The sequence below is a fragment of the Pseudomonas sp. F2 genome, assembly GCF_057174385.1.
The window spans coordinates 1,665,560-1,691,943 of the sequence record NZ_CM169904.1 but is presented as its reverse complement, the minus strand read 5'-3'; the positions used below and the strand labels follow the sequence as shown (position 1 = coordinate 1,691,943).

Below are 26,384 nucleotides of genomic sequence, written 5' to 3'. Positions count from 1 at the left end.
CGGTTGCTGTTATCTGATCTGTTGTGCTCAGTCTAGATGCGACAGACCCTGTTAGGAGCTTTGACGATTTGTCAGCGGCTGGGGCCTTCGGGCCTTCGAGTCTTGGGCGCTGGTGAGGATGGCTCAAGCGCCTCGACCAAGCGCCAGGCCTGAGCCAGTTGGTGGAACTGCCGCGAAGTATCGCCAGTACAGATCCGCTCCAGCTCGCGACACACCTCACTGGCCAAACACATACGCGCGAGCCATTCGACGAAGGGTATCAACACCCTATTGCCACTGCTTTTCCATAATTTGCTCAGCCATACATCCTGTTTGAGCGCGGCCGGGGTGCCTGGTGTGTTGGCAATCAGATCGAGGAAGTACCGATTGGCGGCTTGGCGCTGAGTGGCATCGGTTAGGGCAGAGCGGATCAGTTGTCGGGTGGGAGCACGTAACTCGACGATCATCCCAGGCAGCATTTCGTTGGGGGTGAATCCTGCGATCGTGAAAAAGCCAATCCGGTTGGCCTGGCATTGGGTGATGGCCTCGGCAAGCTGGCGGGTGTAGAGCCCGACCTGCTCCAATTCGACACGTTGCTTTCTGATCTTGGCTAGGCAAGCACGAAGCTGGTAACTGCCCGGCACGACATCACACAACCTATGAAACTTGGCCAGGCAGCGGTCGTCCAGCGACAAGGCATCACCGTGAACCACGAAGAGGTCGTCCTCACTGACGTGGCCCGCCGCCCACAACAGTAGCCAGAGGCGTGCTTTCTCGTAACTGGCGAGCGGTGAGTCATCCAGGGTCTGCGTCAGGATCGAGTACATCACCACCCATTCCTGATCGACGTTGGCAGGTTCCTTCAGCGCGCCAATACCCCAGGCGACCATGGCCTTGAGCAACCCGGTCGTGCGTTTTGTGCGTCGTGCTTCGACCAAACGCAGCAACATTGAAGGTTTGGACATATTGCGGGTTCGGCGCCGCCAGAGGTCGAGGAATGCGCTGATCGCGAGGGCGTTCTGTTGATGCTCGCGGTTGCTGGAGGCGATACCGCGAAAGGCCTCATAGCCCATGTCAAGCGCATCATCAACGGCAGGGGTATTCCACCTGGCCAAGTCATGCTGCGCGGTCAGCCACCACACGGGCAGAAAGCCCGGTGTCGGCAGTGCCAAGGCTTCTTCGGCCCGGTCGGCATCGAGCAGCGCCCAGGCGTATTCAGCGGTCGCCTCACGCAGCAACTCACCCGGCAACAATGCAAGGTCTTCGCGCAACGGCGGCATTTGGCAGTAGGCGCGTGCCAGCGCTGCCGGGTAGGGCGTGAGCTCACTGAGGTCACCGGCCATGGCTTGCCTGACCAGCGTCTGCTCCTGCTGGTCCAACTGCTGCGGGCTTTGCAGCGTCATCAGGCGGTGATAGACGACTTCCAATAGGTGCTGCTCGCTCGACAGGTCTGGGTCGCATCCCTCACGATGATATTCAATGGCTTCTCGGTGCAACAGCTGCGCAAGCGGCCCGGCCACCGGGTCCTTGCGCAGCAGGCCTAAGGTCACGATACGCAGGTCCTTGCGGTGGCGTACCTGATTCGGCGCGTGCTCATCGACTAACCAGGCATGCTGCCTGAGGCGGTCGAACAGCGCCTGAGATTGGTCCTGCGATAGCTCGTCGCCCAGCACCAGGGGGGCCAACACGTCATGCACCAGTGTTGGCGTGACCACACGCAGTACCAACCCCGGATACGCCAGCTTGCGCAGCGGGTCGCTCTCGCCAATGCCGATGCGATTGAGAATGCGGGTGTAAAGCACGCCCTGGCCGAGCGCCTTGTCCAGCCCGGCAGCATCTTTCAGGAATTCATCTACATGGTCGGGATGGTTTGCCAGGTAACGGCCCACAAGCCTCAGTACCAGCGGGTTGCCGTCCAGCGCGGCGGCCACTTTTTTTGCATGGCGGCTGCTTAGGCCTTCGCGGCTCAGCAGGGCACGGGCATGGTGTTGGGACAGTGGCGCCAGGTTGAACGGTTTACCGATCCTCGTGCCCAACGGCAGCGCCATGTTTGCCGCCGCGCGCCCTGCTACTAGCACGCGCATGCCGTGCATGTCGAAGTCCTGCCAGACTATGTCCAGCCACTCGGCCAACGCGCCGACGGCGCTATCGCCACGGCCAGCGAGCATTTCGAACGTGTCCAGCACCAGCAAGACGGGTTGCTTGTGCAGCCCGAGCCGGTGAATGACGGAGCGGATGAGCGCGCTGCCTTCCATGCTGGACGACAACGTCTGCTCGCGGCTAGAGCTCATGTCGTAGCGGCTAGCCGAACGATCGGTGAACGAGCGCTTGAAGTTCTTTCTGATATCGTTGAAATCGTCTTTGGCCTTGGGGTTGTAGCGAGCCAACTGGCGGGTAAGCTCCAAGGTCAAGCCAGGCCCTTCAGGGTCTAGCGAGGGCCGGTCAAAATCGAAATGCACGATGGGCAGGGGAGGCGTGAGGGCATTCAATGATTGGGTCAGTGCCGCGAGCAGGCTCGACTTGCCGATCCCGCCTTCGCCGTAGATGACCCGAATTTGCCCATTATTTTGCGCATCGGTGGCGAAGACCTGGAGCTCGCTCAGTTCATCTTCGCGTCCGATCAGGCCTTCGCCCACGAGTGCCTGCAGCTCCTGATCACGGGTGCGGTTACCTATTTCGCTTTGCACCTGCCGTGCATCTGGCAGGCTCAGGGTTTTACGGGTGTCGGACAAGCCTTGCAACCAACCGGTGGCCACCGCCAAGGATTGCAACTGCGGCGTGCTCAGCAGTTGCAGTTGCGGCTGCCATCCACGCAGTAGCTGTGCGGTGTATTTGCCTTCGAGGTCTTGGAGGGCGGGCTTGAAATGGTCAAGTACCCTGCGCGTGAAGTCCGGATTGGCCAGCAATTCGGCCAGCGCCTTGCGTCGAGGCCCGATGGACAGGCGGCGGTACAGGTCCCCGGTGTCGATCACCAGTTCGGAGATGTCGCTGAGGTGCGCAACTAGGGCCTCGCGCTCGCTGGGGGGGGCTTTGCGAGCCAGTTGGCCGAGGTCGAAAGCACCTGCCAAAGCGACGTTGGCAATCAACTCGCGGGCCTTTTCGGTAAAGGTATCGGTGGCCGATATTTGCTGGGCGGCCAGGCTTTCTTCCAGCGCGGCGAGGCGCTTGCGCAGTGCTTCGTCGTCAGAGGCCGTCATAGGGATCTCATGTTGTCTAGGAATAGCCCGCACATCGTGGCCATGCAGTGCAGATTGGCAGTTGTGGGTTGGCCGGCAGCCACAGTTGTATAGCGCTTGCTCAATGCTGTGCGGTACTTGATGTCGGGCACGCCAGAGAAGGCTTTATCCATGTACTGCGAGAACTTTGCAGGCGTGAGGTCGGGCAGTATCTGCTCGCTCCAGTAGGCGGCTGCGACTCTGGGAGGCGTGCCCTCATAGCCCAGCAACACGATGCGGAGCCAGTGGTAGCCCGCCAGTGCCTCGTAAAGCAATTCCAGCAATTCGCGAAGGTTATTGCCGTCGCCCAGCGGCACATGGGAGGCGTCCGGGCGTTTCAGGTCGTCGAGCAGCAACCAGACGTAGCGTTCCATGCGTGCTTGGTCGAGCCTGGCCAGCAACTCGGGTACCAAGGTGTTGCGCAGGTAGGCTACGGATGTGGTTTCACCTTGCGGCGGGGTGAACGGCGAGGGGTTGCTCTTGCCTGCGGCCGTCAGTAGCCGCAATGCGAAGTCTTCTGCGCCAAGGGCATGGATATCCAGCGCCGACATCCGCACCACACGGTGCTGCTCAGGCGGAAGCAGGGCCTTGAACAAGTCAGCGGTAAAGGTCATTCCAGCCGGCATGCGCAGGCTCGGGCGAATAATCAGCCCACGCTGGTTGTCGTTGGTGCAGGACTCACGCAGCCATGCCAGGGTCTGCTCGCGATCAACGATGGGGCGCGGGAACCCGTCCGCATCATCGAAGCTGTAGGGCCAGTTTGATGGCAGCGTTACAGGTTGTTGTGCAATGGCCGCAGCAACTTGATCGATGGCCGTTGCCAGGTTGCTCGCCGGTGTCACCCCAAGCAACTCGCCCGTGTGAACGCCGACTACTCTGAAGTTGACGTCGAAACATGGCGCCCCCGAGCTGCCGGGCTCGGAGTTGACCGAATGCTGGAACAGCCCTGGGTTTACATGCAGCCCAGTAACCTTGCCTTGCTGATGGCACATCACTTGCCCCTCGGGATGTTGAACCACCAGTAGGTAATCCTCGTGATACGGCAGGGCACCGCTCATCTCGATAGGTCGGGCCATCGGCAAGGGGGCTTCGGCCAGGCGAATGATGGCGTAGTCTTGGCCGGCCAAAACATGCTGGACGATCCCGCCGGGTTGTATTGCCGGTGAGTTCAGTGCCACCAACCACTGTTCGGCAAGCAGGAACTCACGGGGTTTGCGGCGTACCCGGCGGCCTCCGAACACGTCGAGCTTGTCGTCAAAGTACACGACGACTCTGAAAGGGTCAGCTTCTTCGGATTTGTCCACATCGACCAAAGGGCCATTCGGTCTGCCTGAGGTCAGCACATGGCCGGCAGTGACCACCATGTCAGGCGGCACGAGCCATCCTGTGCCGGCATGACGGCCATCGATCTCGATACGGCACACATAGTCGGCAACGTGCAGTAGCCCCTTGGCATGCAGGGCACTGTTCAAGAATGGTGAATCGGCATCGATCAAGGCCTGGGTTTTGACCATCCAGGGCGACGCGGTCTGCTTGATCGCCTCCTCGATGAAGCCGCGAGTCACTAGCCGAGCGGTCACGCAGTTGGTGCAGAACTCGCTCAGCCAGCCTCCCGAGCGTGCATGGCTGAAGGCCCTGGCCAGGCGCTGTTCGAGCGTATCGCCGGCTTGGCTCAGGGTATCGTACTGGACCTTTGTGTCATCGCTTTGTTGCAGGGTGAGAAAAAGTTCGGCAAAGGCCAACTCACCATCGACCACCCACTTGGCTAGGCGTAGATCCTCCGCCGTCATGAACCACTCTCCATCACCGCACGTATGTCATGTGCCAAGTTGTACTCCCCGGATCGCCCGCCAAAATGCAAGCCAATGACTTGCCAGGTATCATCTAGGCCGATCACGCAACTGCCCGAGTTGCCGCCTAGGGTCGAAGCGTCGTGGCTGAAGCAGCGCGGAGGCTGGCTATCGCCGAGCACCTGACCAAGCGTATCGCCCAACAGGCCCGGCGAGAGCCGTTTGACGTCGAAAACGCCCTTGAATAATTTGAACAGAACCTTGGCGTTCTCCATGCCAAACGACGGCTCGGCCGGGAAGCCGATTGTGACCAGCGGCGTGCCTGGCTTCAAGGCTTGGGCATCGCGTGCATCGCACACTTGCAGTGGCGTGGGCAGGCGATTGTTGTGCAGCGCCTGGATCTGTATCAAGGCGAAGTCTAGGCGCCGTGGTACGCCGAGTTGCAAGATCGGCTCGGGCCCGAAGCGCTCAACGGCGACGGGGCGAGCGAGTGCAGCCGGTGGGTTGCTGCGCTGGTGCTCACCCCCGAAATCGATGACCAGGTCGTCCTTGAAGCGCCAGGTACCCGTGCCGTCCAGTGCGGCCATTTCCTGCAGCACATGGCGATTTGTCGCGAGCAGGCCCGTGTCGACCAAAAAGCCCGTGCCCAACGTTTTACTGTCGCCGTTGGGCTGCTGCTGGGCAATGCGGGCAATTTTGCCTAACGTTTCCCTGAGCAGGGGTTTGCTCTTGGTCAGGCGGCTGAGCCAGCCGCCAATCTGTGGGTCCTGAAAATCGATGCTGTCGTTACTGACCAGTAGCGCCGGCCGCGAGCCGTCGGTGAGGATGATGGCCTCGATGCCGACGCGCATGGCCGGTGTGAGGATACCGTTCTCGCTGCGCAGGTAATCAAGGCCTGCGCGAGCACTGGCCAGCAGGTGTCTGGCCGCGGGGTCGTTTTCATCGACCTGCGCTGCCAGGCGCGCGAGCGAATGCTCACGTGCCTGTTCGGTCAGTGGATCCGCCCCAAGGCTTTCGCGGCCATTCACGTTTGCCTGGCTGAACAGGCGAGTGCGCAGTTGCTTTGCGACGTCCATGTTCACACTGCGGTGATTGCGAAGTGCAACGGTTCACTGAGTGTCGGTTGGCCCTGGAAGCGCAATTCATAAAGGCTTGGCACGAGATTACTGGACTTGATGACCAGGCTGAGGCGGTCGAGAAGTGGCCCTGAATAGTTCACTGGGTATGTATGCGCTGGCAATTGTGCATCTGCGCGAGCATCGGTAATGACCAGTTCCCCTTGGATGCTCGCGGTGCGTCCTTTGCCATCGAGTGCATTTAGATTGAGCACCTCCAAGGTCACTTCGATCGACTCGCCCTGCTCGTAGACCGGACGATCAAGAGAGCCCGCCAATGTGGCTTCGCCGACTGTCTCGATGGCAGGCCCAACGTTCCCGCCCAGCAAGCGGAAGAACGCACGGCGAAACGTTTCGCCTTTGAATACGGTGGCGTGCTCGTTGATCACGATCTGGCGCTGGCCAGTCGTAGGTAACGCGCTGTACAGCGGCACTGTGCCGTCGCCGGCATCATCGGTTTTGGTAATGATCGACTTGGCATGATTAACAGGCTGGCCGGAGGTGTGATTGACATTGATGCGAGTGACGGTTTGATGGCCGTTGCCGGCAAAGTAGAAGTAACGCACCCCTTCAGGGCGCGTGCCCGCAGCGAGCACTTGGTGCATCCGCTGAGCTTTGTTCACCAAGCCATAGTCCAGCCCCAAGTCCTTGGCCGACTGTTGTTCATAGATGTCGACGGCTCTCAGGTCAGGACTGTTCAGCGCCCATACCGCCGCTTCGCCGGGGGCAGGGAGGAGTTGGTAGGCCGACGGATAGCGTGGGTCGTTGGCCAGGCACTTGACGTCTGTTGCACTGACCCCCGCAGTGCTGTCCAAGCCGAAAATGCGCGCCAATGCCAGTGGTGCGCCTAGGTGTGGTGTGCCCAGGGTAATCAATTGGGTGATGCAGGCGAACCAAGGTTGTTTTTGGTTTTGCGCTTGTTCGAGAAGCAAGCGAGAGACCAGGCCGCCCATGGAGTGGCCGACCAGGGTAACGCGCGCACCGGGCTCTTGGGTGTGCAGTTTTTCAAGCAGCTTGGCCAGCTTTTGCGCGCTATTGAAATTGTCTTGCCGCCAGTCATAGCCGAACTCGATGCGGCGCTTACCTTTGTCGGTGTTCTTGAACCCCAGGTCGTCAAGGTGTTCGCGCAGCAGGCTGTAGAAGTTGTAGCAGGCCACTTTGTTGATCGGCTCGCCGACTTTCAGGTCGGGCCGAGTCAGCAGATCTAGGCGTTTGTAGCCCATCACGGCTTCGTAGGGCGTCGGCGGCCAAACCTCTTCTGGCTTGCCGTCTGCGTCGGTTGCCAGCAGGGTAGTGCCCATGATGCCTGGAATCAGGATGACGATATCCACTTCAACCTCCTTGTCGGGTTTCGACCTGCGCTCACTTGGGGTTGAGAGAAGCTAGTCAAATACCTCGGTGATTGCAAATCGCCACAACTCATCAATGCACATCTCGACGAATATGTAGCTCTGCACCTTGACGATGGCAGCAGTCTATTTAAGCGGGTAGGAGCCAAGCTATCTGCATCACTACAACATCTTCTTCAATTTGAGCCTATCGGAGGGCTAGGCTTGGCGGATGTGCTCGCTATCGACTGTGAGCAACGGGCTGAGAAGATTGATACATATTGTCTCCATCATTTGCACCCTGTATCGATAAAACCGAAGCAAACGGCACATGAGGGCGTCTCGGATAGCTGGACAACTTGCAACGCACTAAAGTTTGGCACGCCACTATTTGGGAGAAGCCACCCTATCAGGTGCGGAAATTGCCTTCCTGCTCGGTTTTGAAGATCCCAATTCCTTCTATCGTGCATTTCAGGACTGGACTGGGCAGACATTCGACCTCGCCCGTCGTGCCATCCGCCTCGGCTGAAAGGCTGGGCTTGAGAGGAAGTTTCCTAAGCTGGAGGCGCTCAGGGAGTCGTGGTGTACTGCAGCAGCTAGGCAGGTCTGGTACAAGTACAACCACCGAGGAGAAAACCGGGCTACGCGCCCGGCTTCGAATTCTCTTGCGTTATTCTGAATATTGAAAAGGGAGACTCAATGGTTTCTGAGTCACGATCTATGTCAGCTTCGGAGATCTCACCTGCGACCTCCAGCTCTGAAATTATTTTCTTTATATTCGCAATCTTATCAAGGACGCCAGCCAGTCCCAAAGCCACCTCCAATCTAGCATCTACAGCAGCTTGGTTGATTGAGTGAAGATAGGTTATATAATCGTCATTAGGGTAGCTTGGTTTCTTCTTGATGCACTCATCCCGATAGGACTCGAAAAAGTCCAGCACCGAATTGCATCGGCTATCATGTGCAACCAGCTTATCTATCAACTTAATATCTTTATCTTTGTTAAGGTACAAGTGCGCGTATAGCGAATCGCGCAAATTTCTCGAATCCCCGGAGCCACTAATTACCAACTGCTCATAGATCAAGCGCACTTGCCCTTCAAGCTTTGCAAGCAGCTGTCTGGAGTTGTGATCACCATTAAACCTTGATCTGTATTTAAGATAGCCGGTGAACACTCGAATAAAAATCAGGTTCGCCAGCCTATCTAGCGTTGTAACATTTCTTTCTGGAGATTTCACAATGACCTCAGGAGAGCACATGAAGTCATCAATGGCTATGTCAAATTCAGTTGCCGCATCCAAACTTGAATTCAATACGTCAGTTAGATTATCGCCGAGGTCTCTATAGTGGATTAACTTGCGCATGACCTTTGCATATTCTTTTGCAAGGCCTGAAAAAAGCACGTTTTCTCTCTCGTTAACCATCATATTGAAAAAATCATCAAGATTGTTTTCAAATACGATGTTGTTATTAACCTGAATTAGAGTTTGTGGTATCACACCTGCGGGATGGCCGGAAATATGCTTTACGATTTGACCAGCACCGTCTCGGACGAGGCCGACTGTGGCAACATTGAATTCGCCGCTGTCGATTCCTTCTTGCACTCGTCTATCACTGTAATGAGAGTACTTCTTACCCACGTAACGCTCCACACGGTACCGATGGGGCAACCCAAGCCTCCATTCTTGGGTGACAAAATACCGCGTGAATGATCCCATGTCATCGCCCAGTCTTGAGCAGACGGGGCGTTAAGCGTATTCCTCCTTATACTGTTTCCACAGACCATTGCCGCTCACAGCCTTGGACGCAAGCAACGTGCCCTTAATCTCTGGTAGTGATGAGCTGTCGCTGCGCAGCCGGACTTAGGGGGAGACCTTGTGGTAGGTCACTTTCACCGCCTGGTCTTCTTCGCCCAGGTTGACGCTTTCGAAGATGATCTGCAGGTTGACGTTCGAGTTAATCAGGCCTCCCAGGCGAGTCGAGGCCTTGGTGGCATACACGACAGTGGCCTCGGCGCCGTCAATGAAGCCAGCAGCCAAGTCAAATTCGATCGAGCCCCCGGAGACGCGGTAGGCGATTTCATCTAGGACTTCCCCGCCAATGGTGATAGATGTGACAGATGCAATCATGCCCGTTACGACAACGCTGCTGGTGGGGAGATTTCTGGGACTGCAGAGATTAGCTGTCGGTACCGGTCGGTGGCTGAGCAAGCGTTCATGTTTTACACTGACGATCATGACCAGGCCTTCGTTGGCACTACGTCGATTGCTGAGTTTAGCGGCGGCATGAGGTTTGAACAGGTGGGCAATCTGACCGGTAATTCTTGGCGGTTCGAGGGCGAGGCGCCCAGCAATGGAGGGGGGGCGCCGGGCGAGCTGGAGTTCAGAGTTAGCACATTCAGATCCAATCGTCGTTCGCATAACCAGGGCTGCAACAGATTGATCAGCGCTGAGGGAAAAAATTAGAATCCCCGCAGCGCGGGGATTTTTGTTTACTGCGGAGTGGCGCGAGGGATCAGTGAAAAGAAATCGGTTTCAGTCTCATGAAGGACATCAAGCAGCTCTACAGGCTGACATCCTGGCTTGGGTTTAATGGTGAATGTGATCGGGAAGTTGGGACGAATAGTTCCTGTGAACGGTGCGGCTATCAACCCTGATGCTTTGCCGATACCCTCAATTTCCACATTTTGGTGCGGGCCTGAGTGAATCGCAGCAGCACCCTCAACCCACACGAAGACATCATCCATTGCGTTTTTGACAAGGAACATGAATTTAGGGTTGGACTCTTGCAGTAATGCCGCTTTGACTGTGACCTTGAGTTCTTTGGTCGGGTCGCCGGCAACAGTGTATGCCAGATTTGAAAAGTCTGAATGCTTCGGTGTGAAATCAGTCTTGCCTGCGATCCGATCCTTGATCTGCTGAATTGTTGACTCAATGCCATTCGTGTACATATCAATGAATAGCCTATGCACAGTGATCGGTGGCATTGGGGCGCCATCAACACGCACTGGAACAAAAGTGATGTTACCTTTCGCGGCTTGGTATAGGGCGCTCTGCCACTCCATTTCGACCATGCCGCTCTTGAGACTGTTTCCAGTGACAAAAAACAGGAAAAAGTCGGGAGACGCTAGGCCTTCATTCATCTTGCCGATGATGCTGTCGCCAGGCTGAATAGACCAGTCATCGTAAAAGACCGACTCTTGGCCGTAGATCTTCCTCAACTCAATAGCGACTGGCTCTACAACCGGTTTGTCTTGATAGTTATGGCTTAAAAAAATCGTAGGCATGGCACATCTCCCTGTGTCGAACGCTGATTCTACACTGGGTGATGGCCAGTTGACTGCTATCGAGGCAGGGCGAGTTCACGGTCGCTCCCCCAGGCCTCCAGCAGATCTGTTCCTGTTCGGCCTGAGGTAGTGAAGTCCCCTGAGCGCGGCTGTTAGTAGGGCTCGGCAGGCTTTTTGTCTTCAAGCTCCCAGTTTGACCTGATGCCGAACAGAGCCAAGATCACGGCAATCAGGAGCTTGATTCCGGCTTCGAGCTCTTGCTGCTGACTCGCCTTGACGTAATAGATAGACAATCATTTAAGGCCACTTTCAGCGATATCTCTGCACTTATTAATGGTTGCGCTTAAGGCCTGAAGGTGGATCTTATAGCCTGACTCATAGTCACTATTGTCGAATTTTTTCAGCCACAATTCGAAATTTTCTTTTCGCGCTACCGATTGTTTTCCAATGAGTTCTAACAAAGGGATGGAAGCTTGCATCAGCGCTAAGATCTCTCCGTGGAGTTCAGGGAAATATAAGCGCTGGAGCAGGACCGCTTCATCTAGAGGCGAGGGAGAGTCGTGTGCTTCGTCCTTGAAAAGAAGTGTATTTTGCTTTTCTGATATCCATGCGGAGTAGGCTGAAACGGCCCTAGCAATATCCTCTAATTTTCCAGCCAAGAATTTCTTTCGATCACGACGCGCCGATATAGATTGAGTAACAAGCTGGGCAGAAATTCCGCCAAGCAGCGTTAATGTTCCTCCCACTATAATAGGTAAAAGTTTGATCCATTCGGCATGTAGTGTTGGTTCGATATCCATACGGGCGCTTATCCTAGTCGTATTGGTTTGTCAATTAATGATATTGAGACGACTTGATTTTGCATAGATCCTCGTCTGCAGAAATCGAGGCATTTCGGGATGTGATAAGCAGCTGCAGCCGGTAGCGAGATGAACTAATCTTCGGGATCACCCATCAAGGACGACCGCTATGCCAGATAACTCAGTCTTCAAAATCGCCACTGCGGACGCTTTGACATTACTTCTGGACAACCAGCAAGCGCTGGGTGCTGCGATCGAAGAGAACGCCCATTGGATCTCTGGTTCTGGTGCAGACAAAATCGCCGATAACGCCGTTTCAGCCTTGGAAACTCTGGATAGAAATGCGCAAGCCATCACCGACGCGATCATGCGAATCAGAAATTCGTAAACGGCTTACCGATTGACAGAATTCCAGCCTATGTTCACTCGGCTCCCACACCTTGCCCAGGCGTGGGGGCGTTATTTTGCGGCCACGGCAATCAGCCCCCCCCCGGTGCTGGTCTACCATTCCTTGGCTGTCTGGCTACTGACGTGCATCTGAGTGGTCTTAAAATGCGTGATCCTGCAGCCCGATTTCTTTCCGCAATTTATTTTGAGGTGCTAATTTTGCTGGCTTAGAGCGGAGAGAAAATTTTCATGATGCGGAAAAATTCTGATCGTAAGGCATTGAATTTAAAGTAAAAAAACCATGGACTTAAAATCCCCCGCTCGTAAGGGCGTGCCGGTTCGATTCCGGCTTCGGGCACCATCTAAAATCAAGGGTTTGCGGGCGAAAGCTGATGCAAGCCCTTGTTTGTTTTCAGATCGCCATTTTTAAATGGCTTCTCGCCAATTCTTCCGTTTCCCTTTTCCTCCTGTGTGCAAAGACCGTTGGTCACTTCTTGAGGCAATCAATCCTGCGAGCGTCTACGTTTGTGGCTTGGTCGAAGATATCAACAGTCATTGATTGAACATTTGAGCTTGACCCGATGGCGTTGATATCAGGATGGATCTTGATCAAGGCGCGGTGCATCGCTCAGGCGATGGGCATTCGGACGGCCTGTCTGTCACGCCAGACCCGCCATTTTTAACGTGTTAAGGAGAACACCGATGGCAATCAATCAAGTGCACGCAGCAACCGATAAAACCGCTCTCGTCGAAGCCGAGGTGTACCGTTGGTACAATCTCTTCTTTCCGTGGTCGCGCGGTATGTCTTCCCGGTCGGAAGGCGCCATCAAACCCCTGTACGACGCGTTGGCGAATGACTTTCGTGTGGTACTCACCGATGGACAGATCATGAGTCGAGCGGATTATTGGGAGCGACTTTGGGGGTTGTACGGCGAGCGTGCTGGAAGCCCTGAATCGCACATCACCAACCTCTCGATCACAGCGCTTCCAGGGGACTGCTTCCTGGCCGTCTTCGACCTTGTCAAAGACGGCATCACCAAGAAGAAAGTCGATTCGGCGCTTATGCGCCTCGACCAGACCTCGCCATCCGGAATTTCATGGGTTTACGTGCATGAAAGCGAGCACGAAAGGGCTCTTGCGTAAGTCACTTGAGTTCTACTCTTGTGGCTGAAAAGCCTGCATGTTTTAACGTTGACGAACAATCAGGCCCAGCCCCGTGCTGGGCTTTTTTGTATCTGCTGTTTGGTCAGAAAACAACAAGCCCAGGCATGCCCGGGCCCGTTTAGGGAATACATTTAGCGCGAATCAACCTCTTTTGCCGCCTGGGCGTTTAATCGTTCCTTGCGCTTGCGCAGCCAACTGAAGAATGCATGAGCCGGGTGTAAAAACGCCGCACCTGCGCATAGCAGCAAGATGATGAAAATGGCAATCAGCGGGAGGCTTTCGTGCGAGAACATGGTGGGGTACTCCTGTAGGCACTATGTTGGAACCCGCAGGCTAGACGCTTCTAGCCATGCTTGCGATGAACGTATGTTCATCCTCGGGCGCTTGAACTGTGCTACGGAGGGCTCACCAAAATGATCAAGTCCAGAGGTGCGCAGGCACCGGCCTCAGCTGAGGCCAGCGCCGTGCGTGAGTGATTACGCAGATGTGTTTTCAGCTGCGTTTCGGCAGTTTCCAGTTCGGGCGGATGAAATGGCAGGTGTAACCATTCGGTATCCGCTCCAGATAGTCTTGGTGCTCGGGTTCCGCTTCCCAGAAGGGGCCCGCCGGTTCGATTTCAGTGACCACTCGCCCCGGCCACAGCCCGGATGCATCGACGTCGGCAGCGGTGTCTTCAGCAATGTCGCGTTGCTGTTCGTTAAGGTAGTAAATCGCCGAGCGATAACTGGGGCCGAGATCGTTGCCTTGACGGTTGGGTGTGCTCGGATCGTGGATCTGGAAGAAAAATTCAAGGATCTGCCGGTAGCTGATCACCGCCGGGTCGAAAACGATCTCGATGGCCTCGGCGTGGTTGCCGTGGTTGCGATAGGTCGCATTCGGCACATCGCCACCGCTGTAGCCGACTCGCGTCTGCAGCACCCCGGGATAGCGTCGCAGCAGGTCCTGCATGCCCCAGAAGCAGCCCCCGGCGAGAATCGCGGTTTCGGTTTTTCCGGTCATGATCGTTTTTGCCTCTCGGTGACGGTGGATACGGTTCTGGTTATGAGGGCGCGTTGGCTATTTGCAAGCTTGACTCAGGGTGAAGGGCTGCTCGAAACGGTGTTTTCAATAAAATGCCCTGACGATAAGGTCAGGGCATTGAGGGTTTCGAGCGGTGAACTCGTGGCAATTCGCGCTGAGTGATGGACGAAAACCAAGACATCAAGCGATTACACAAACGCTTGCCCGAAAAAGCCCCGTGGCAGGCGTTGCGGACCCGCCAGAGCGGTCAAGCGTGCGATCCATTCCGAGCGCCAGTTCGATGCACCATGATCAGCCTGTGTGTGGCGCGCTGCGCGTCGAGCAGCGTTGCGCTGGGTTTTGCGCGCATTTTTGTAGGCATCGGTGTTGCGGCAACTGCGGCATTTGACGCGATTGAGTTCCTGGCTCGAGGCAAGGTTGTTGCCTTTGTGACCACAAGCCAGGTGTCCGTCTACTTTGAAATGGATAACCATGGATCAGTCTCCTGGTGACGTGTACAGGTTATGACCTGCCATGACTGCGGGTGTTCGCCGGATCGGCCAGGCGGTACGCGTTGAGACTGTCGTTATTGCCATCCGGTCATCTGAAACGAGGCAGAGGCCGCTCGACGGGTTGCAACGAAGACAGCGTACTGCGAATCAGCGGCGTATCTTTTTCGATGTCGTTCAGGCGATCACGTATGCGCAGGGCGGTCGGATGGCCGCCTTGATGATCGACCCAGTCGGCAATTTCCTTGCAGGCCGCAGCCAGGCGCGCCTGACGGGAGTCAAGCAGGGTGAGGAGGGTGGTGATGGACTCTTTTTCGGACATGGAGCACCTCCGTTCAGACAAACCGTTGAGAGGCAGCAAAAAGCCCGCGGGCTGCGAGCTCTCTGCCGTTGGGGCGCTGGTCCGTCAGCTGCTTTGAGTATAGACCCCGCCTGTCAATTGCATCAGCCGGCCGATTGTCGCGCCGGTCGCGGCGAGCTGGCCGCATTGAGCCTTTGGCATTCGCGCCGGGCATCTTCCTCAAGATCATAGCCGTCACCGATGAAGCCTCCGGTTCGGGTGTCATTGATCCGAAACCAGCTGCTGGATTCGGCAGGTTCATGCTGACTTTCCCCGGCGCGGCGGCCGTGAATGATGATCTTGTTGCAGCGCTTCACGACAAAGATGTCTTCCATGGCGTCACCACAGCAAATAGGTGTCAGATCAACTATAGAAGCCTTGGCCAATCGTGCAAAAAATAGCCAGTCAGTTCGTCGGTTGCAGCCACTCGGTGGCGCGCCAATCCAGGCGATGCGTCGGCTTCAACGCCTGTAGAAACTCTGGAACCTGGGAAACCGCGATTGATTGCTCGGCTACCAGCGCGATCAAGACGCGTCGATCATTTGCTCGAGAAACATCGCCAGCGCCACTTCCTCAGCGCGCAGGCCTTTGCGCACCCTCGGGCGTGGCAGTTCGGCCAGCGCACCGAGCAGGAAGCGCTCGACCACGGCGGGATGGATGTAGCATTTGCGGCACACCGCCGGGGTGTTGCCCAGCTGTTTGGACACGCTCTTGACCATCTCCACCACATGCCGTTTCGCCTCGGCTTCGGACTCCCATTGCAGTTCGCGCAATACCGCCAAGGCCAGCGCGCTGCCAGCCCAGGTGCGGTAATCCTTGGCGGTGAAGTCGGCACCGGTGAGGGTTTGCAGGTAGCTATTGACGTCGTGGGAGCTGACGGTGTGCCGCTCGCCATTTTCATCCAGATACTGAAACAGATTCTGTCCCGGGATTTCCAGGCAGCGCTTGATGATGCGCGCCAGGCGACGATCCTTGACGGTGATCTGGTGTTCAATGCCGCTTTTACCGCGAAACTGGAACAGGATCGCGCTGCCGTTGACCTCGACATGCCGGCTGCGCAGGGTGGTCAGGCCATAGGAGCGGTTGTCCCGCGCGTACTGGGTGTTGCCGACGCGGATCAGTGTGGCGTCGAGCAACGTGATGACCGTGGCCATGACCTTGTCGCGGCTGAAGCCTGGTGCGTCGAGCAGGGTTTCGAGCTGTTTGCGCAACTTCGGCAGCGCCAGGCCGAACTCCCGCAGGCGCGAGTACTTGTCGGCGTCGCGCACCTCGCGCCAGCGCGGGTGATAGCGATACTGCTTGCGGCCCCGGGCATCGCGGCCGGTGGCCTGCAAGTGGCCACGCGGATCGGCGCAGATCCACACGTCGGTGTAGGCCGGCGGCACTGCCAGCGCGTTGATCCGCTTGATCTCATCGGGGTCGTTGATCCGTTGTCCGGCCGGATCGAAGTAGGCGAATTTGCCACGCAGTTTTTTACGGCGGATGCCGGGTTGGGTATCGTCGACGTAATGCAGGTCGGGCGGTAAGACGTCGGCTATTGCGGTGTCGGGCATGGCGGTGTCCTTGGCGAATCGCTCTGTTACAGCGATTGACCGCAGGCCGTGGCCGTCGTGCCAACCAATTCAGGCCAGCACGGCGACGGCCTTGATCTGCGCCCACAAATGCTGGCCCGGGTGGATGCCGAGCTGATCCCGGGAAAACCGCGTGATCCGTGCCAGCAGCGGTGTGCCGCCGGCATCCAGACGAATCAGCACGTGCGCGGCGTTGTCCGCCGCCAGCTCACTGACCACGGTCACCGGCAAGCGATTGAGGATGCTGCTGGCTTCGCTGTTGTGCAGGGCCAGACTGATGTCGCGGGCGTGCACCTTGCAGCGCAAGGCCTGACCGACCGCCATCGGCGCGTGCGTCACGCGGATGTTCATGGCCGTGGCCGGCAATTGCAGACTCAACAGTTGGTACTCGGCATCGTAGGCGCTGACCTGGCCTTCGATGATCACCCCGGCGTCATCGCCCAGTGCCATTGGCAGGTCCAGCCGGGCGAGGGTCTCGCCAATCGGGCCGCTGGCCAGGGCCTTGCCGTCGCTGAGCAACACCAGATGATCGGCCAGCCGCGCCACCTCATCCTGCGCGTGGCTGACATAGAGCACCGGAATGTCCAGTTCATCATGCAGGCGTTGCAGGTATGGCAGGATTTCGTTTTTGCGCTGGCTGTCGAGGGCCGCCAACGGCTCATCCATCAGCAGCAGTTTCGGGCTGGTCAACAGCGCGCGGGCGATACCGACACGCTGGCGTTCGCCGCCGGACAGATGCTGCGGATGGCGTTCCAGCAGATGGCCGATGCCCAGTAGCTCGGTGGCTTGTGCCATGTCGACCCGGCGCTGGGCCTTGGCAATGCGTTTGAGGCCGAACTGCAGATTGGCCAGCACTGACAGATGCGGGAACAGACTGGCTTCCTGGAACACGTAACCCAGCGCACGTTTGTGCGGCGGGACAAAAATCCGCCGTTCGCTGTCCTGCCAGACTTCGTCGTTGATCTGTATGAAACCTTGCTCGGCGCGCTCAAGCCCGGCGATACAGCGCAGGCAGGTGGTTTTGCCCGAACCGGAATGACCGTACAGCGCAGTCACGCCACGCCCCGGCAAATGCAGATCAATATCCAGGCTGAAACCCGAATAAGCGATTTTCAGACGTGCATCAATCATCGATCAGCTCCAGCCCGTGCGGGTCTTGCGGCTGGAGTAGAGCGCCAGCAACACCAGAAACGAAAACACCAGCATCGACCCGGCCAGCCAATGGGCCTGAGCATATTCCATCGCTTCGACATGGTCGTAGATCTGCACCGAGACCACGCGGGTCTTGTCGGGAATGTTGCCGCCGATCATCAGCACCACACCGAATTCACCGACGGTATGCGCGAACCCGAGGATCGCCGCGGTTACGAAACCGGGACGGGCCAAAGGCAGGATCACGCTGAAAAAAGTGTCCCAGGGATTGGCGCGCAAGGTCGCGGCCACTTCCAGTGGGCGGGTGCCGATGGCCGCGAACGCGTTCTGCAACGGTTGCACCACAAACGGCATGGAATAGATCACCGAACCGATCACCAGCCCGGTAAAGCTGAAGGTCAGCGTGCCCAGGCCCAGCCATTGCGTGAAGTGGCCGAGAAAGCCATTGGGCCCCATTGCCAGCAGCAGATAGAAGCCGATCACAGTCGGCGGCAGCACGAGGGGCAGGGCGACGATTGCGCCGATGGGGCCGCGCAGCCAGGAACGACTGCGCGCCAGCCACAGGGCAATCGGAGTGCCGACGACCAGCAGGATCGCGGTGGTCAGGGACGCCAGTTTCAGGGTCAGCCAGATCGCCGCGAAGTCGGCACTCGAGAGCGACATTTAGAGCTGGTAACCGTAAGACTTGATCACCGCAGCGGCTTTCGGGCCTTTGAGGTAGTCAACCAGCGCTTTGGCGGCGGCGCTGTCTTTGCCTTTGTTGAGGATTACCGCGTCCTGTTTGATCGGGTCGTGCATGTTCGCTGGAACGATCCACGCCGATCCGCTGGTGACCTTGCCGTCCTTGTAGATCTGCGACAGTGCTACGAAGCCCAGTTCCGCATTACCGGTGGACACGAACTGGTAGGCCTGAGTGATGTTCTGGCCTTCAACGATTTTGGCTTTGGTCGCTTCAGTCAGCTTGAGTTTTTCCAGCACCTGAGTGGCGGCCAGCCCGTACGGTGCGGCTTTCGGATTGGCGATGGACAGGTGCTGGTATTCATTTTTCTTCAGCACTTCGCCTTTGCCATCAACGTAACCTTCTTTCGCCGACCACAGCGCCAGAGTGCCGATGGCGTAGGTGAAGCGCGAGCCCTTGACGGTATCGCCTTCTTTTTCCAGTTTTTCCGGAGTGGTGTCGTCCGCCGAGAGGAACACTTCGAACGGCGCGCCGTTCTTGATCTGGGTGTAGAACTGGCCGGTGGCCCCGTAGGCGGCGACCAGTTTGTGCCCGGTGTCTTTTTCGAAGTCGGCAGCAATGGCCTGGATCGGCGCGGTGAAGTTGGCGGCAACCGCCACCTGCACTTCATCGGCGTGAGCGGCGCCCAAGACAAAAACCGACAGCAAAGAAGCCAGGCAAGCGGGGGCAAAACGTGAGGCACGAAGGGTCATAACAGCTCCGTTATTGGCGAATGCAGAGGGCAGTTATTGTTGGAGGTGGACTGCACCGATGCGAAGGGTGAAACGCTATATAGCGAAATATATAGCGAAATGCCGCTAAACAGGAAGTGCTGTTGTATACAGGATGAGGCTGTGTCGCGCCTCATCCTGGATCGGGTCAGTGTCGGACCAGTTTTGTCAGTGCGCCTTGCGCCAGTTCCCGGGTCAGTTCGGCGCTGCTCAGCTCCTTGCCCAACGGAAAAGCCTGCCCGGCCCAGAGGTTGCTGAACTGCGCTTCGCTTTTTGCCCGCAAGGGCATCAGCGCTCCGCCGGCCAGCGGGAAGGCCGGGGCTTTCGCTGACATCGGGCCGATTTCGCGCATCACTCGATTGAGAATGCCGCGAGCCGGGCGGCCGGTGAACAGGTTGGTAATCGCGGTTTCGCTTTCCTTGGCGGTGCGCAGCGCCTGATGATGGGAAGCGCTGACTTTCGCTTCCGGGGTAAACAGATATGCGGTGCCGACCTGCGCTGCCGATGCACCGAGTATCAATGCCGCGGCCACCCCGCGCGCATCGGCAATGGCGCCGGCAGCGATCACCGGTACTTTCACCGCATCGACAATCTGCGGCACCAGGGCAAAGGTACCGACCTGACTGCTCAGGTCATCGCTGAGAAACATCCCGCGATGACCACCTGCCTCGTAGCCCATGGCGATGATCGCGTCGCAACCGTTTTGTTCAAGCCACACTGCTTCATCGACAGTCGTGGCAGACGAGAGGATTTTCGCACCCGTGGCCTTGACCCGATCCAGCAGGGATTTCTCCGGCAGGCCAAAGTGAAAACTCACGACTTCAGGACGAAACTCTTCCAGCACGGCGCACGCTGCCGCATCGAAGGGGGCCCGGTTGGACACCGGCGTCGGTGCATCGAAATCGACACCCAGTTCGCGGTAGTACGGCTCCAGCAGGTTTTTCCAGTCCCGCGCGCGCTGTTCATCGGCAGCCGGTGGCTGATGGCAGAAGAAATTGACGTTGAACGGCTTGCGAGTGTGCTCGCGAATGGTCTGCAGTTCTTCGCGCAGTTGCTCGATACTCAGCATTGCGGCGGGCATCGAACCCAGGCCACCGGCGTTGCACACGGCGATCACCATGGCCGAATTCGTGGCACCGGCCATGGGGCCCTGGATGATCGGCAGCTCGATGCCGAGCAGGTCAAGAATGCGAGTGTCAGGCCATTGGCTCATGGAAGCGGTTCTCCGAACGATGAAACGGGGCAGGGACGGCAGAGCCGGTTTTTTAACAGCAAAACCGGACTCAGGGCCAGCGCGAATTTTCCGCGCACGGACAGCCATGCGCCGTCAGCGTCGATGAAAACCGCCGCCACCGCCACCAAATGAACGGTTCATGACTTGCGAGGAGTTGTGAAAGTTGTTGGTGCGCTGGTTGCCGAAGTTACGCGCTGCAGATTCACGATTGAGGTTTTGCAGTTGAGCAGTGTTGTTGACCGGTGCCGTGCGGGTCGGGCTGCCCTTGACCATTGATTGCCAACCGTTGTCGGTTTTCTTGTAGACGTTACCGTCGTGCCCGGCATAGACGTTGTCGCCGACCCGTGCAGCGCCGCCGTTGCGGCCCCTGACGCCAGCATATTGCGTGGTCTTGTCGGTGTTGGGGTTGTACACCGCGCCACGGTTGGCGGTGACTTGCGTGCCGTTGCGTGCGTTGCCCGCTGTCACTCGGCCGCCGGCGATGGCGCCACCGTTCGGCCCGACCACCTCACCGCTGCGTCCGGCCGCGTAGTTGCCGTTGTAGGCATTGTGTACGGCACCGCGCTGGCCCGCCGCGGCAATCCCGGTGCGCGAGTTATAGGACGAGCCGACCTGACCGGCCCAGCGATTGCCGGTCCAGGCGTTGTAGCCGGCGCCGTAACGGCTGACGGTCGCGCGGTCGCCCCACTGACGATAAATGTTGCCGGTGGTGCCGGCCCAGCCACCGGGCCCCCAGGCCACGGCACCGCCGCGATAGCCGTAAGCGGCGCCGCCCCAGGCCAGCGGCGCAGGATACAAGCGCGGCCCCCAGGCATAACCCCAGCCGTAATTGCCCCACCACGGATAAGCACCCCAGCCCCAACCCATTGCCACGGTGTTGCCGCCCCAGCTCCAGCCGAAGCCGAAACCGAAGGTCCAGCCGGTCCAGGGTGTATAGCGAATCGCGACACCGAAACCGTAGGTCACGGGCGGCCCATACCAGACACTGCCAACCCACGGCGTGTACGGATATCCGGTGCCGTAAACCACCACACCCGTGGCCGGATCCAGGTTCGACCCTTGATACCCCGGGGTGTAGCCAACCACCACCGTGTCGCCGCTGGACTCATAGACTTTGACGTAAGTGAGGTAATGCATCGGTGAACTCGGCGGGATGGAATAGATCACCGACGGTACCGAACTGGCGACGACCCACGGTCCGCTGACTGTCGTTGCGGTGAACCAGATGCCGTTCTCCACGGCATACCAGCTGTCGTTGTCGACACGAATGATCGGCGTCGCGCTGTTGACCACATATTGCAGCGACGTGGTGTTGATCGGTTTGAGTTGCGGCTCGCCGTCGAACTGCGGCGCGGTCATTTTCACTGCACTTTTCTTGATCGCCGAGGTTTGCGGGATGGTGGCGGCAATCGCGGCTTCCTTGGCCTGCGGCGTACCGGCGACGGAGGCCTTGACGTTCTCTTTCGGGCTGTCGTCGGGGATGTTGGCGAAGTCGGCAGGCAATTTGTCCGCCGGGGTAAACGTCCACGGCCCGTTCATGTCGGCGGCCCGGAACCAGCGTCCGGAAATCAACACGTAGCTGTTCTGGTCGCCGATTTCCTTGAAGATGTGTCCGGTGGTGTTGCTCACGTAGAGCAGGCTGGTGCCCTGAATCGGCGACCACTGCGCAGCCCCGTCGGTAACGATCAGCTCGGTGGGGGTAGTGGCGATGAAGATTTTCGGCTGCGGCGGTTTGGCCAGATTTGGCACCTTGTCTTTCGGATCACTCTGCCCGGTCAGCAGATCGACCTGGCGGCTCTGGATCGCCGCCTGTTTGGCCTTCTCCAGATCGGCAGGCGGTGCGGTCAGGCGGGTGTACTCGCCGCTGAGGTTGTCAGCGACCATCCAGCCATCAAACACATGCAAGTAGTGCTTGCCCTCGGCGTCCTTAAGCAATAACGGGCGGGTGTTGATCACCCGCTGCAACCCGGTGCCCTCGACCGCGCGATACGCCGCGTCGCCATCAATATAGACAAGCAGGGCGGGGACGTCGGAACTGATGATCGCCGGCGGGGTATTTTCCAACGGTGCGCTGTCGGCTTTCTGCTCTGCCGACAGCACACCGACGGCGGCCTCGAGTTGATCGAGGGAAATGGTCTTCTTGCGGCTCTGGGCATCCTTTTGCAGTGCCGCGAGCCAGACATCCGCCTGGCTGGCATCGGCGGGGAAGTCGGCCTTGATGATCTTGTATTGATCCAGTGCGACCCAGCGCGTGGCCTTGTCGACCAGCGTGTGCGCACTGAACTGGACAATGCCGTAAGTGGGTTTGCCGTCGGCGCCGGTGGCTTCGACCGCCGCCCGGGCATTGAGTGTGTAGCCATCCCAGCTGTCGAGTTGCGGCTGGTACACGGTCAGCCTGGCCTTGCCGCTGGTGATCACTTGCGGCCACGTCGGCGCGCTGGGGGCGGCGTCGGCAGCGGCGGGTTTGCTGGCAGTGGCCGGGGCGGCCCACGGGTTGCCGGCGGTCAGCAGGCACAGCATCAGGATTGCAAGCCATGAGCGCGGGTAAGGCATTGTCAGCTCCATCGACAGGGGCCGCTTTCAGCAGGAGGGCAACGAAAGCACGACCGTCGAAAAAGCATAGTCGCCCGCTATGGAATCACTGGGCGGATTTGCGAATTGGCGCAAAGTCGGGTGGGGCAATGTGTTGCTTTGTGTTATTTCAAGGCGCGAGGATTTGAATCCACTGAGTGAGAGGCAGCCATGTTCAACGGCATTTTGATCGACAAAGACGACAGCGGTTACCGCGCCAGCCTGCAGCAGATCGATGAAGCGCAGTTGCCCGAAGGCGACGTAACGGTGCGGGTGGCGTACAGCACGCTGAACTTCAAGGATGGTCTGGCGATTACCGGCAGCAGCCCGGTGGTACGCCAGTTTCCGATGGTGCCTGGGATCGACCTGGCGGGCACGGTCGAGGTCAGCTCGCATCCTGACTACAAGGTTGGTGATCAGGTGCTGCTCAATGGCTGGGGCGTGGGCGAAAGTCACTGGGGTGGCCTGGCACAGAAGGCGCGCCTCCGTGGCGACTGGCTGATTCCCTTGCCCGAGGCCTTCAGCGCCGCGCAAGCGATGGCCATCGGTACCGCCGGCTACACGGCGATGCTGTGCATTCTGGCGCTGGAGCGCAACGGCGTGACGCCGGATCAGGGCGAAGTGCTGGTGACCGGCGCCAACGGAGGGGTGGGCAGTTTCGCCATCGCCTTGCTTAGCAAACTCGGGTATCGCGTGGTGGCATCCACCGGCCGGGTGTCCGAGCATGAGTACCTGAAGCAACTGGGCGCCAGCGAGATCATCGACCGCGCAACCTTGTCGGAACCGGGCAAACCGCTGGCCAGGGAACGCTGGGCCGGCGTGATCGACTCGGTCGGCAGCCACACCTTGGCCAACGCCTGTGCCAGTACCCGCGCCGAAGGCACGGTGGCGGCCTGCGGTCTGGCCCAGGGTATGGATTTTCCTGCGTCGGTGGCGCCGTTCATTCTGCGCGGCGTGACCCTGGCGGGCATCAACAGCGTGACCCAACCCAAGGCCCGGCGGATCGAGGCCTGGAAACGTCTGGCCAAGGATCTGGACTTCGCCTTGTTGCCTTTGATCAGCCACGAAATCGCCCTGAGCGAAGCCATCGACGCGGCACCCAAATTGCTCGCCGGACAGCTGCGCGGCAGGGTTGTGGTCGACGTCAATCGCTGACAGAGTAAGCGCCATTGCGGCCCTGTGTGGCCGCACTTCTATGACAGGGAGCGGTATTTTCGATGGATTTGAAACGACAGCAAATCGACGCCTTCACCGTGGCCGGCCTGCGTGTGCGCACGACCAACGCCGCAGAGCACCAGCCCCAGAGCGCAAAGATCGGCCCGATGTGGGGCCGGTTTTTCAGTGAAGAACAGGCCGAGAGTATTCCCGGCAAGATCCCGGGCTCTGCAATTTATGGTGTGTATTCGGCCTATGAATCCGACGCCTCGGGTGCATTCGATGTCACCGCGGGGGTCGCGGTCAATGCACAACCCAAAGGCTATGAGACCGTACAGATCGAAGCCGGCGAATATCTGGTGTTCGAGGCGCAGGGGCCGTTGCCTGACGCGGTCATTGCGACCTGGGGACGGATCTGGACTTTCTTTGAGGAGAACCCTCAGATTCAGCGTCGCTATGCCACCGACTACGAGGCCTATACCGGCCCCGAGTCCGTGGCGGTCTGCATCGGGATTCGCTAAGGCTGGGTTTCGCGATCCAGCAACTGGCGCTTGCGCTCCACACCCCAGCGATACCCCGAGAGATTGCCATCGCTGCGCACCACGCGGTGGCAAGGAATTGCCACGGCCAGACGGTTGGCGCCGCAGGCTTGCGCCACCGCGCGCATGGAAGTCGGCGCGCCAATGCGTTGGGCGATTTCGGCGTAACTGGCGGTGCGACCCACCGGGATTTCCCGCAACGCCTGCCAGACGCGCTCCTGAAACGCGGTGCCGCGCACATCCAGTGGCAAGTCGAGGCCCAGTGCCGGGGCTTCGATGAAACCCACCACTTTGGCAATCAACTGTTCGAACCCGGCGTCGGCGCCAATCAGGTTGGCCTGACGGAACTGATCCTGCAGATCACACACCAGTTGGTGCGGATCGTCGCCCAACAGGATCGCGCACACCCCGCGTTCGCTTTGCGCCACCAGAATCGCCCCGAGCGAACATTGGCCAACGGCAAAGCGTATGTCGTTATTGCGCCCGGCAGCGCGATAGTCACCGGGCTTCATGCCCAGCAGCTTGTCGGCCGATTCGTAAAAGCGGCTGTTGGAATTGAAGCCGGCGTCGTACAGCGCATCGGTCACCGAACCGCCATTCGCGAGCCGTTCCCGCACCCGGCGCGAGCGATGCGCCGCCGCGTAACCCTTTGGCGTCAGACCGGTAGCGGCCTTGAATACGCGATGAAAATGGAAGGGGCTGAGGCCGGCGGTCGCGGCGAGCTGGTTAAGCGCCGGCGCAGTTTCGCAGGTTTCGATCTGCCGGCAGGCCAGCGCCACCGTCGCGGCATGTTGGGCGGCGACGTCGGTCTGATCCTTGCGAGTGCGTTTGCTCGGACGATAACCCGCCGCCTCGGCTGCTTCGGCGCTGTCGAAAAATTCGACATTTTGCGGCTTGGGCAATCGCGAAAGGCTGCTCGGGCGGCAATAGATACCGGTGGTTTTCACCGCGTAGACAAACTGCCCGTCGGCTCGCGGATCCCGCGCGATCACGGCGGCCCAGCGTGGATCGGTTTCAACATTGATGATCGGCGAAAGCTTTTTCATGACGAGTAGTCCGTTGACCTGTTTGATTCAGGTTAACCAGCAGCAATGTGGGTAACACTCCGGGCCTTGCGGTCAAACTTTTCAGATCACCCGGCGACCCGGAAGGTCAGATTGATCCGCCGCTCGCCCAGACGCGGATGCTGGCCGGGCTTGATCGGCAGCACACCGTGAAAACGCAGGCGATCGACCCCGCCCCAGACCACCATGTCGCCGTGCAGCAGAGGAATGCGCTGGCTCTTGTCGCTGCGGACAAAACCACCGAACAGGAACATTGCCGGCAACCCCAAGGACAACGAAACGATCGGCGCCGCGTAGGCATGTTCGTCCTTGTCCTGGTGCAAAGACATCTTGGCGCCGGGGACGTATTGGTTGATCAGGCACGAATCGGCGTGAAATCCGGCAAATCCTGCGCGCAGCGCCGCTCTCTGTGCCAGTTCGAACAACACTTGGGGCATTGCCGGCCACGGCCTGCCGCTCAGCGGATCCACGGTGCTGTAGCGATAACCGCTGCGATCGGTGATCCAGCCCAGCGCTCCGCAGCTGCTGGTGCCCACTGACATGCTGAAACCGCCCGGGGTCATCATGTGACGCAATGGCGCTGCGGCGAGAACGCCCTCCAGCGCCGGCAACAGCTGATCGATCATTGGCAGGGCGAAACCGCGCAAAACCCACGATTGTTCACCGATTTGCTCGGCGCGGGGTTGTTGCTCGGGTTCGTGGTCGGCGAACAGGTCGAAGTGGCTCGGTTGCATGCT

26 protein-coding genes are annotated in these 26,384 nt (G+C 58.7%); 5 read left to right on the top strand and 21 right to left on the bottom strand.

Annotated features, from left to right (window positions below):
- Positions 1-71: 71 nt before the first annotated feature.
- From AC193Q_RS07460 to AC193Q_RS07445, 4 genes are read right to left on the bottom strand one after another with little or no spacing between them, the layout of a single operon-like run.
- The gene (locus AC193Q_RS07460) at positions 72-3,176 is read right to left on the bottom strand and encodes an ATP-binding protein (RefSeq protein ID WP_483879375.1); all 3,105 of its coding nucleotides are present in this window, start codon (positions 3,174-3,176) and stop codon (positions 72-74) included.
- A complete protein-coding gene (locus AC193Q_RS07455) occupies positions 3,173-4,984 on the bottom strand; it encodes a trypsin-like serine peptidase (RefSeq protein WP_483879374.1) in 1,812 nt (603 codons plus the stop codon). The genes AC193Q_RS07460 and AC193Q_RS07455 overlap by 4 nt, the downstream gene beginning before the upstream one ends.
- Positions 4,981-6,060: a trypsin-like serine peptidase gene (locus tag AC193Q_RS07450; RefSeq protein ID WP_483879373.1), complete on the bottom strand. Its 1,080-nt coding sequence runs from the start codon at positions 6,058-6,060 to the stop codon at positions 4,981-4,983. Before AC193Q_RS07450 ends, AC193Q_RS07455 begins: the two co-directional genes overlap by 4 nt.
- Positions 6,061-6,062: 2 nt before the next feature.
- A complete protein-coding gene (locus tag AC193Q_RS07445) occupies positions 6,063-7,430 on the bottom strand; it encodes an alpha/beta hydrolase (protein ID WP_483879372.1) in 1,368 nt (455 codons plus the stop codon).
- Positions 7,431-7,803: 373 nt separating this feature from the next.
- Between AC193Q_RS07445 and AC193Q_RS07440 the strand changes: the two genes are divergently transcribed.
- Positions 7,804-7,956, top strand: coding sequence for a helix-turn-helix domain-containing protein (locus AC193Q_RS07440; RefSeq protein ID WP_483879371.1), 153 nt, complete (start codon positions 7,804-7,806; stop codon positions 7,954-7,956).
- Positions 7,957-8,068: 112 nt separating this feature from the next.
- On the opposite strand, the gene AC193Q_RS07435 is transcribed toward AC193Q_RS07440, so the two are convergent.
- The 4 genes from AC193Q_RS07435 to AC193Q_RS07420 form a co-directional block, all read right to left on the bottom strand.
- A complete protein-coding gene (locus tag AC193Q_RS07435) occupies positions 8,069-9,067 on the bottom strand; it encodes a hypothetical protein (protein WP_483879370.1) in 999 nt (332 codons plus the stop codon).
- Between the two features lie 222 nt (positions 9,068-9,289).
- Positions 9,290-9,664 (bottom strand): hypothetical protein, encoded by a 375-nt coding sequence (locus tag AC193Q_RS07430; RefSeq protein WP_483879369.1) that lies wholly within the window; start codon positions 9,662-9,664, stop codon positions 9,290-9,292.
- A gap of 254 nt (positions 9,665-9,918) precedes the next feature.
- Positions 9,919-10,713, bottom strand: coding sequence for a toll/interleukin-1 receptor domain-containing protein (locus AC193Q_RS07425; protein WP_483879368.1), 795 nt, complete (start codon positions 10,711-10,713; stop codon positions 9,919-9,921).
- Positions 10,714-11,006: 293 nt separating this feature from the next.
- Positions 11,007-11,513 carry a hypothetical protein gene (locus AC193Q_RS07420; RefSeq protein ID WP_483879367.1) on the bottom strand — a complete coding sequence of 169 codons (507 nt, stop codon included), beginning with the start codon at positions 11,511-11,513 and terminating at the stop codon, positions 11,007-11,009.
- 169 nt (positions 11,514-11,682) lie between these two features.
- Between AC193Q_RS07420 and AC193Q_RS07415 the strand changes: the two genes are divergently transcribed.
- Together AC193Q_RS07415 and AC193Q_RS07410 are read left to right on the top strand one after the other, a co-directional pair.
- On the top strand, positions 11,683-11,901 hold the full coding sequence (locus AC193Q_RS07415; RefSeq protein ID WP_483879366.1) for a hypothetical protein: 219 nt from the start codon (positions 11,683-11,685) through the stop codon (positions 11,899-11,901).
- 701 nt (positions 11,902-12,602) lie between these two features.
- The gene (locus AC193Q_RS07410; RefSeq protein WP_047294767.1) at positions 12,603-13,043 is read left to right on the top strand and encodes a hypothetical protein; all 441 of its coding nucleotides are present in this window, start codon (positions 12,603-12,605) and stop codon (positions 13,041-13,043) included.
- Positions 13,044-13,195: 152 nt separating this feature from the next.
- Here AC193Q_RS07410 and AC193Q_RS07405 read toward each other — a convergent pair whose 3' ends face one another.
- The 11 genes from AC193Q_RS07405 to AC193Q_RS07355 form a co-directional block, all read right to left on the bottom strand.
- Positions 13,196-13,357 (bottom strand): hypothetical protein, encoded by a 162-nt coding sequence (locus AC193Q_RS07405; RefSeq protein ID WP_476284642.1) that lies wholly within the window; start codon positions 13,355-13,357, stop codon positions 13,196-13,198.
- A 199-nt stretch (positions 13,358-13,556) separates the two neighbouring features.
- Complete coding sequence (gene msrA, locus AC193Q_RS07400) at positions 13,557-14,063, bottom strand: peptide-methionine (S)-S-oxide reductase MsrA (protein ID WP_041064515.1); 507 nt, start codon at positions 14,061-14,063, stop codon at positions 13,557-13,559.
- A gap of 209 nt (positions 14,064-14,272) precedes the next feature.
- A complete protein-coding gene (locus AC193Q_RS07395) occupies positions 14,273-14,557 on the bottom strand; it encodes a hypothetical protein (protein WP_047294765.1) in 285 nt (94 codons plus the stop codon).
- A 106-nt stretch (positions 14,558-14,663) separates the two neighbouring features.
- Positions 14,664-14,894 (bottom strand): hypothetical protein, encoded by a 231-nt coding sequence (locus tag AC193Q_RS07390; protein ID WP_007964939.1) that lies wholly within the window; start codon positions 14,892-14,894, stop codon positions 14,664-14,666.
- A 122-nt stretch (positions 14,895-15,016) separates the two neighbouring features.
- Complete coding sequence (locus AC193Q_RS07385; protein ID WP_041064505.1) at positions 15,017-15,247, bottom strand: hypothetical protein; 231 nt, start codon at positions 15,245-15,247, stop codon at positions 15,017-15,019.
- 189 nt (positions 15,248-15,436) lie between these two features.
- A complete protein-coding gene (locus AC193Q_RS07380; protein ID WP_047294763.1) occupies positions 15,437-16,465 on the bottom strand; it encodes a DNA topoisomerase IB in 1,029 nt (342 codons plus the stop codon).
- 69 nt (positions 16,466-16,534) lie between these two features.
- Positions 16,535-17,614: a molybdenum ABC transporter ATP-binding protein gene (modC, locus tag AC193Q_RS07375; RefSeq protein WP_121185750.1), complete on the bottom strand. Its 1,080-nt coding sequence runs from the start codon at positions 17,612-17,614 to the stop codon at positions 16,535-16,537.
- A 3-nt stretch (positions 17,615-17,617) separates the two neighbouring features.
- Complete coding sequence (gene modB, locus AC193Q_RS07370) at positions 17,618-18,298, bottom strand: molybdate ABC transporter permease subunit (protein ID WP_182401369.1); 681 nt, start codon at positions 18,296-18,298, stop codon at positions 17,618-17,620.
- Positions 18,299-19,066 (bottom strand): molybdate ABC transporter substrate-binding protein, encoded by a 768-nt coding sequence (gene modA, locus AC193Q_RS07365; RefSeq protein WP_483879365.1) that lies wholly within the window; start codon positions 19,064-19,066, stop codon positions 18,299-18,301.
- A 166-nt stretch (positions 19,067-19,232) separates the two neighbouring features.
- The gene (locus tag AC193Q_RS07360) at positions 19,233-20,297 is read right to left on the bottom strand and encodes an NAD(P)H-dependent flavin oxidoreductase (RefSeq protein WP_182401365.1); all 1,065 of its coding nucleotides are present in this window, start codon (positions 20,295-20,297) and stop codon (positions 19,233-19,235) included.
- A gap of 114 nt (positions 20,298-20,411) precedes the next feature.
- Positions 20,412-22,871: an autotransporter gene (locus AC193Q_RS07355; protein ID WP_483879364.1), complete on the bottom strand. Its 2,460-nt coding sequence runs from the start codon at positions 22,869-22,871 to the stop codon at positions 20,412-20,414.
- 189 nt (positions 22,872-23,060) lie between these two features.
- On the opposite strand from AC193Q_RS07355, the gene acuI reads away from it, so the two are divergent.
- Both acuI and AC193Q_RS07345 read left to right on the top strand, forming a co-directional pair.
- A complete protein-coding gene (gene acuI / locus AC193Q_RS07350; protein ID WP_095669066.1) occupies positions 23,061-24,044 on the top strand; it encodes an acrylyl-CoA reductase (NADPH) in 984 nt (327 codons plus the stop codon).
- A gap of 62 nt (positions 24,045-24,106) precedes the next feature.
- Entirely contained in the window at positions 24,107-24,565 is a 459-nt protein-coding gene (locus AC193Q_RS07345; protein WP_182401359.1) for a GyrI-like domain-containing protein, read from the top strand.
- Here AC193Q_RS07345 and ada read toward each other — a convergent pair.
- Complete coding sequence (gene ada, locus AC193Q_RS07340) at positions 24,562-25,629, bottom strand: bifunctional DNA-binding transcriptional regulator/O6-methylguanine-DNA methyltransferase Ada (RefSeq protein WP_483879363.1); 1,068 nt, start codon at positions 25,627-25,629, stop codon at positions 24,562-24,564. The two genes, AC193Q_RS07345 and ada, sit on opposite strands and share 4 nt — an antisense overlap.
- A gap of 86 nt (positions 25,630-25,715) precedes the next feature.
- The gene (gene alkB / locus AC193Q_RS07335; protein WP_121187774.1) at positions 25,716-26,381 is read right to left on the bottom strand and encodes a DNA oxidative demethylase AlkB; all 666 of its coding nucleotides are present in this window, start codon (positions 26,379-26,381) and stop codon (positions 25,716-25,718) included.
- Positions 26,382-26,384: the final 3 nt, after the last annotated feature.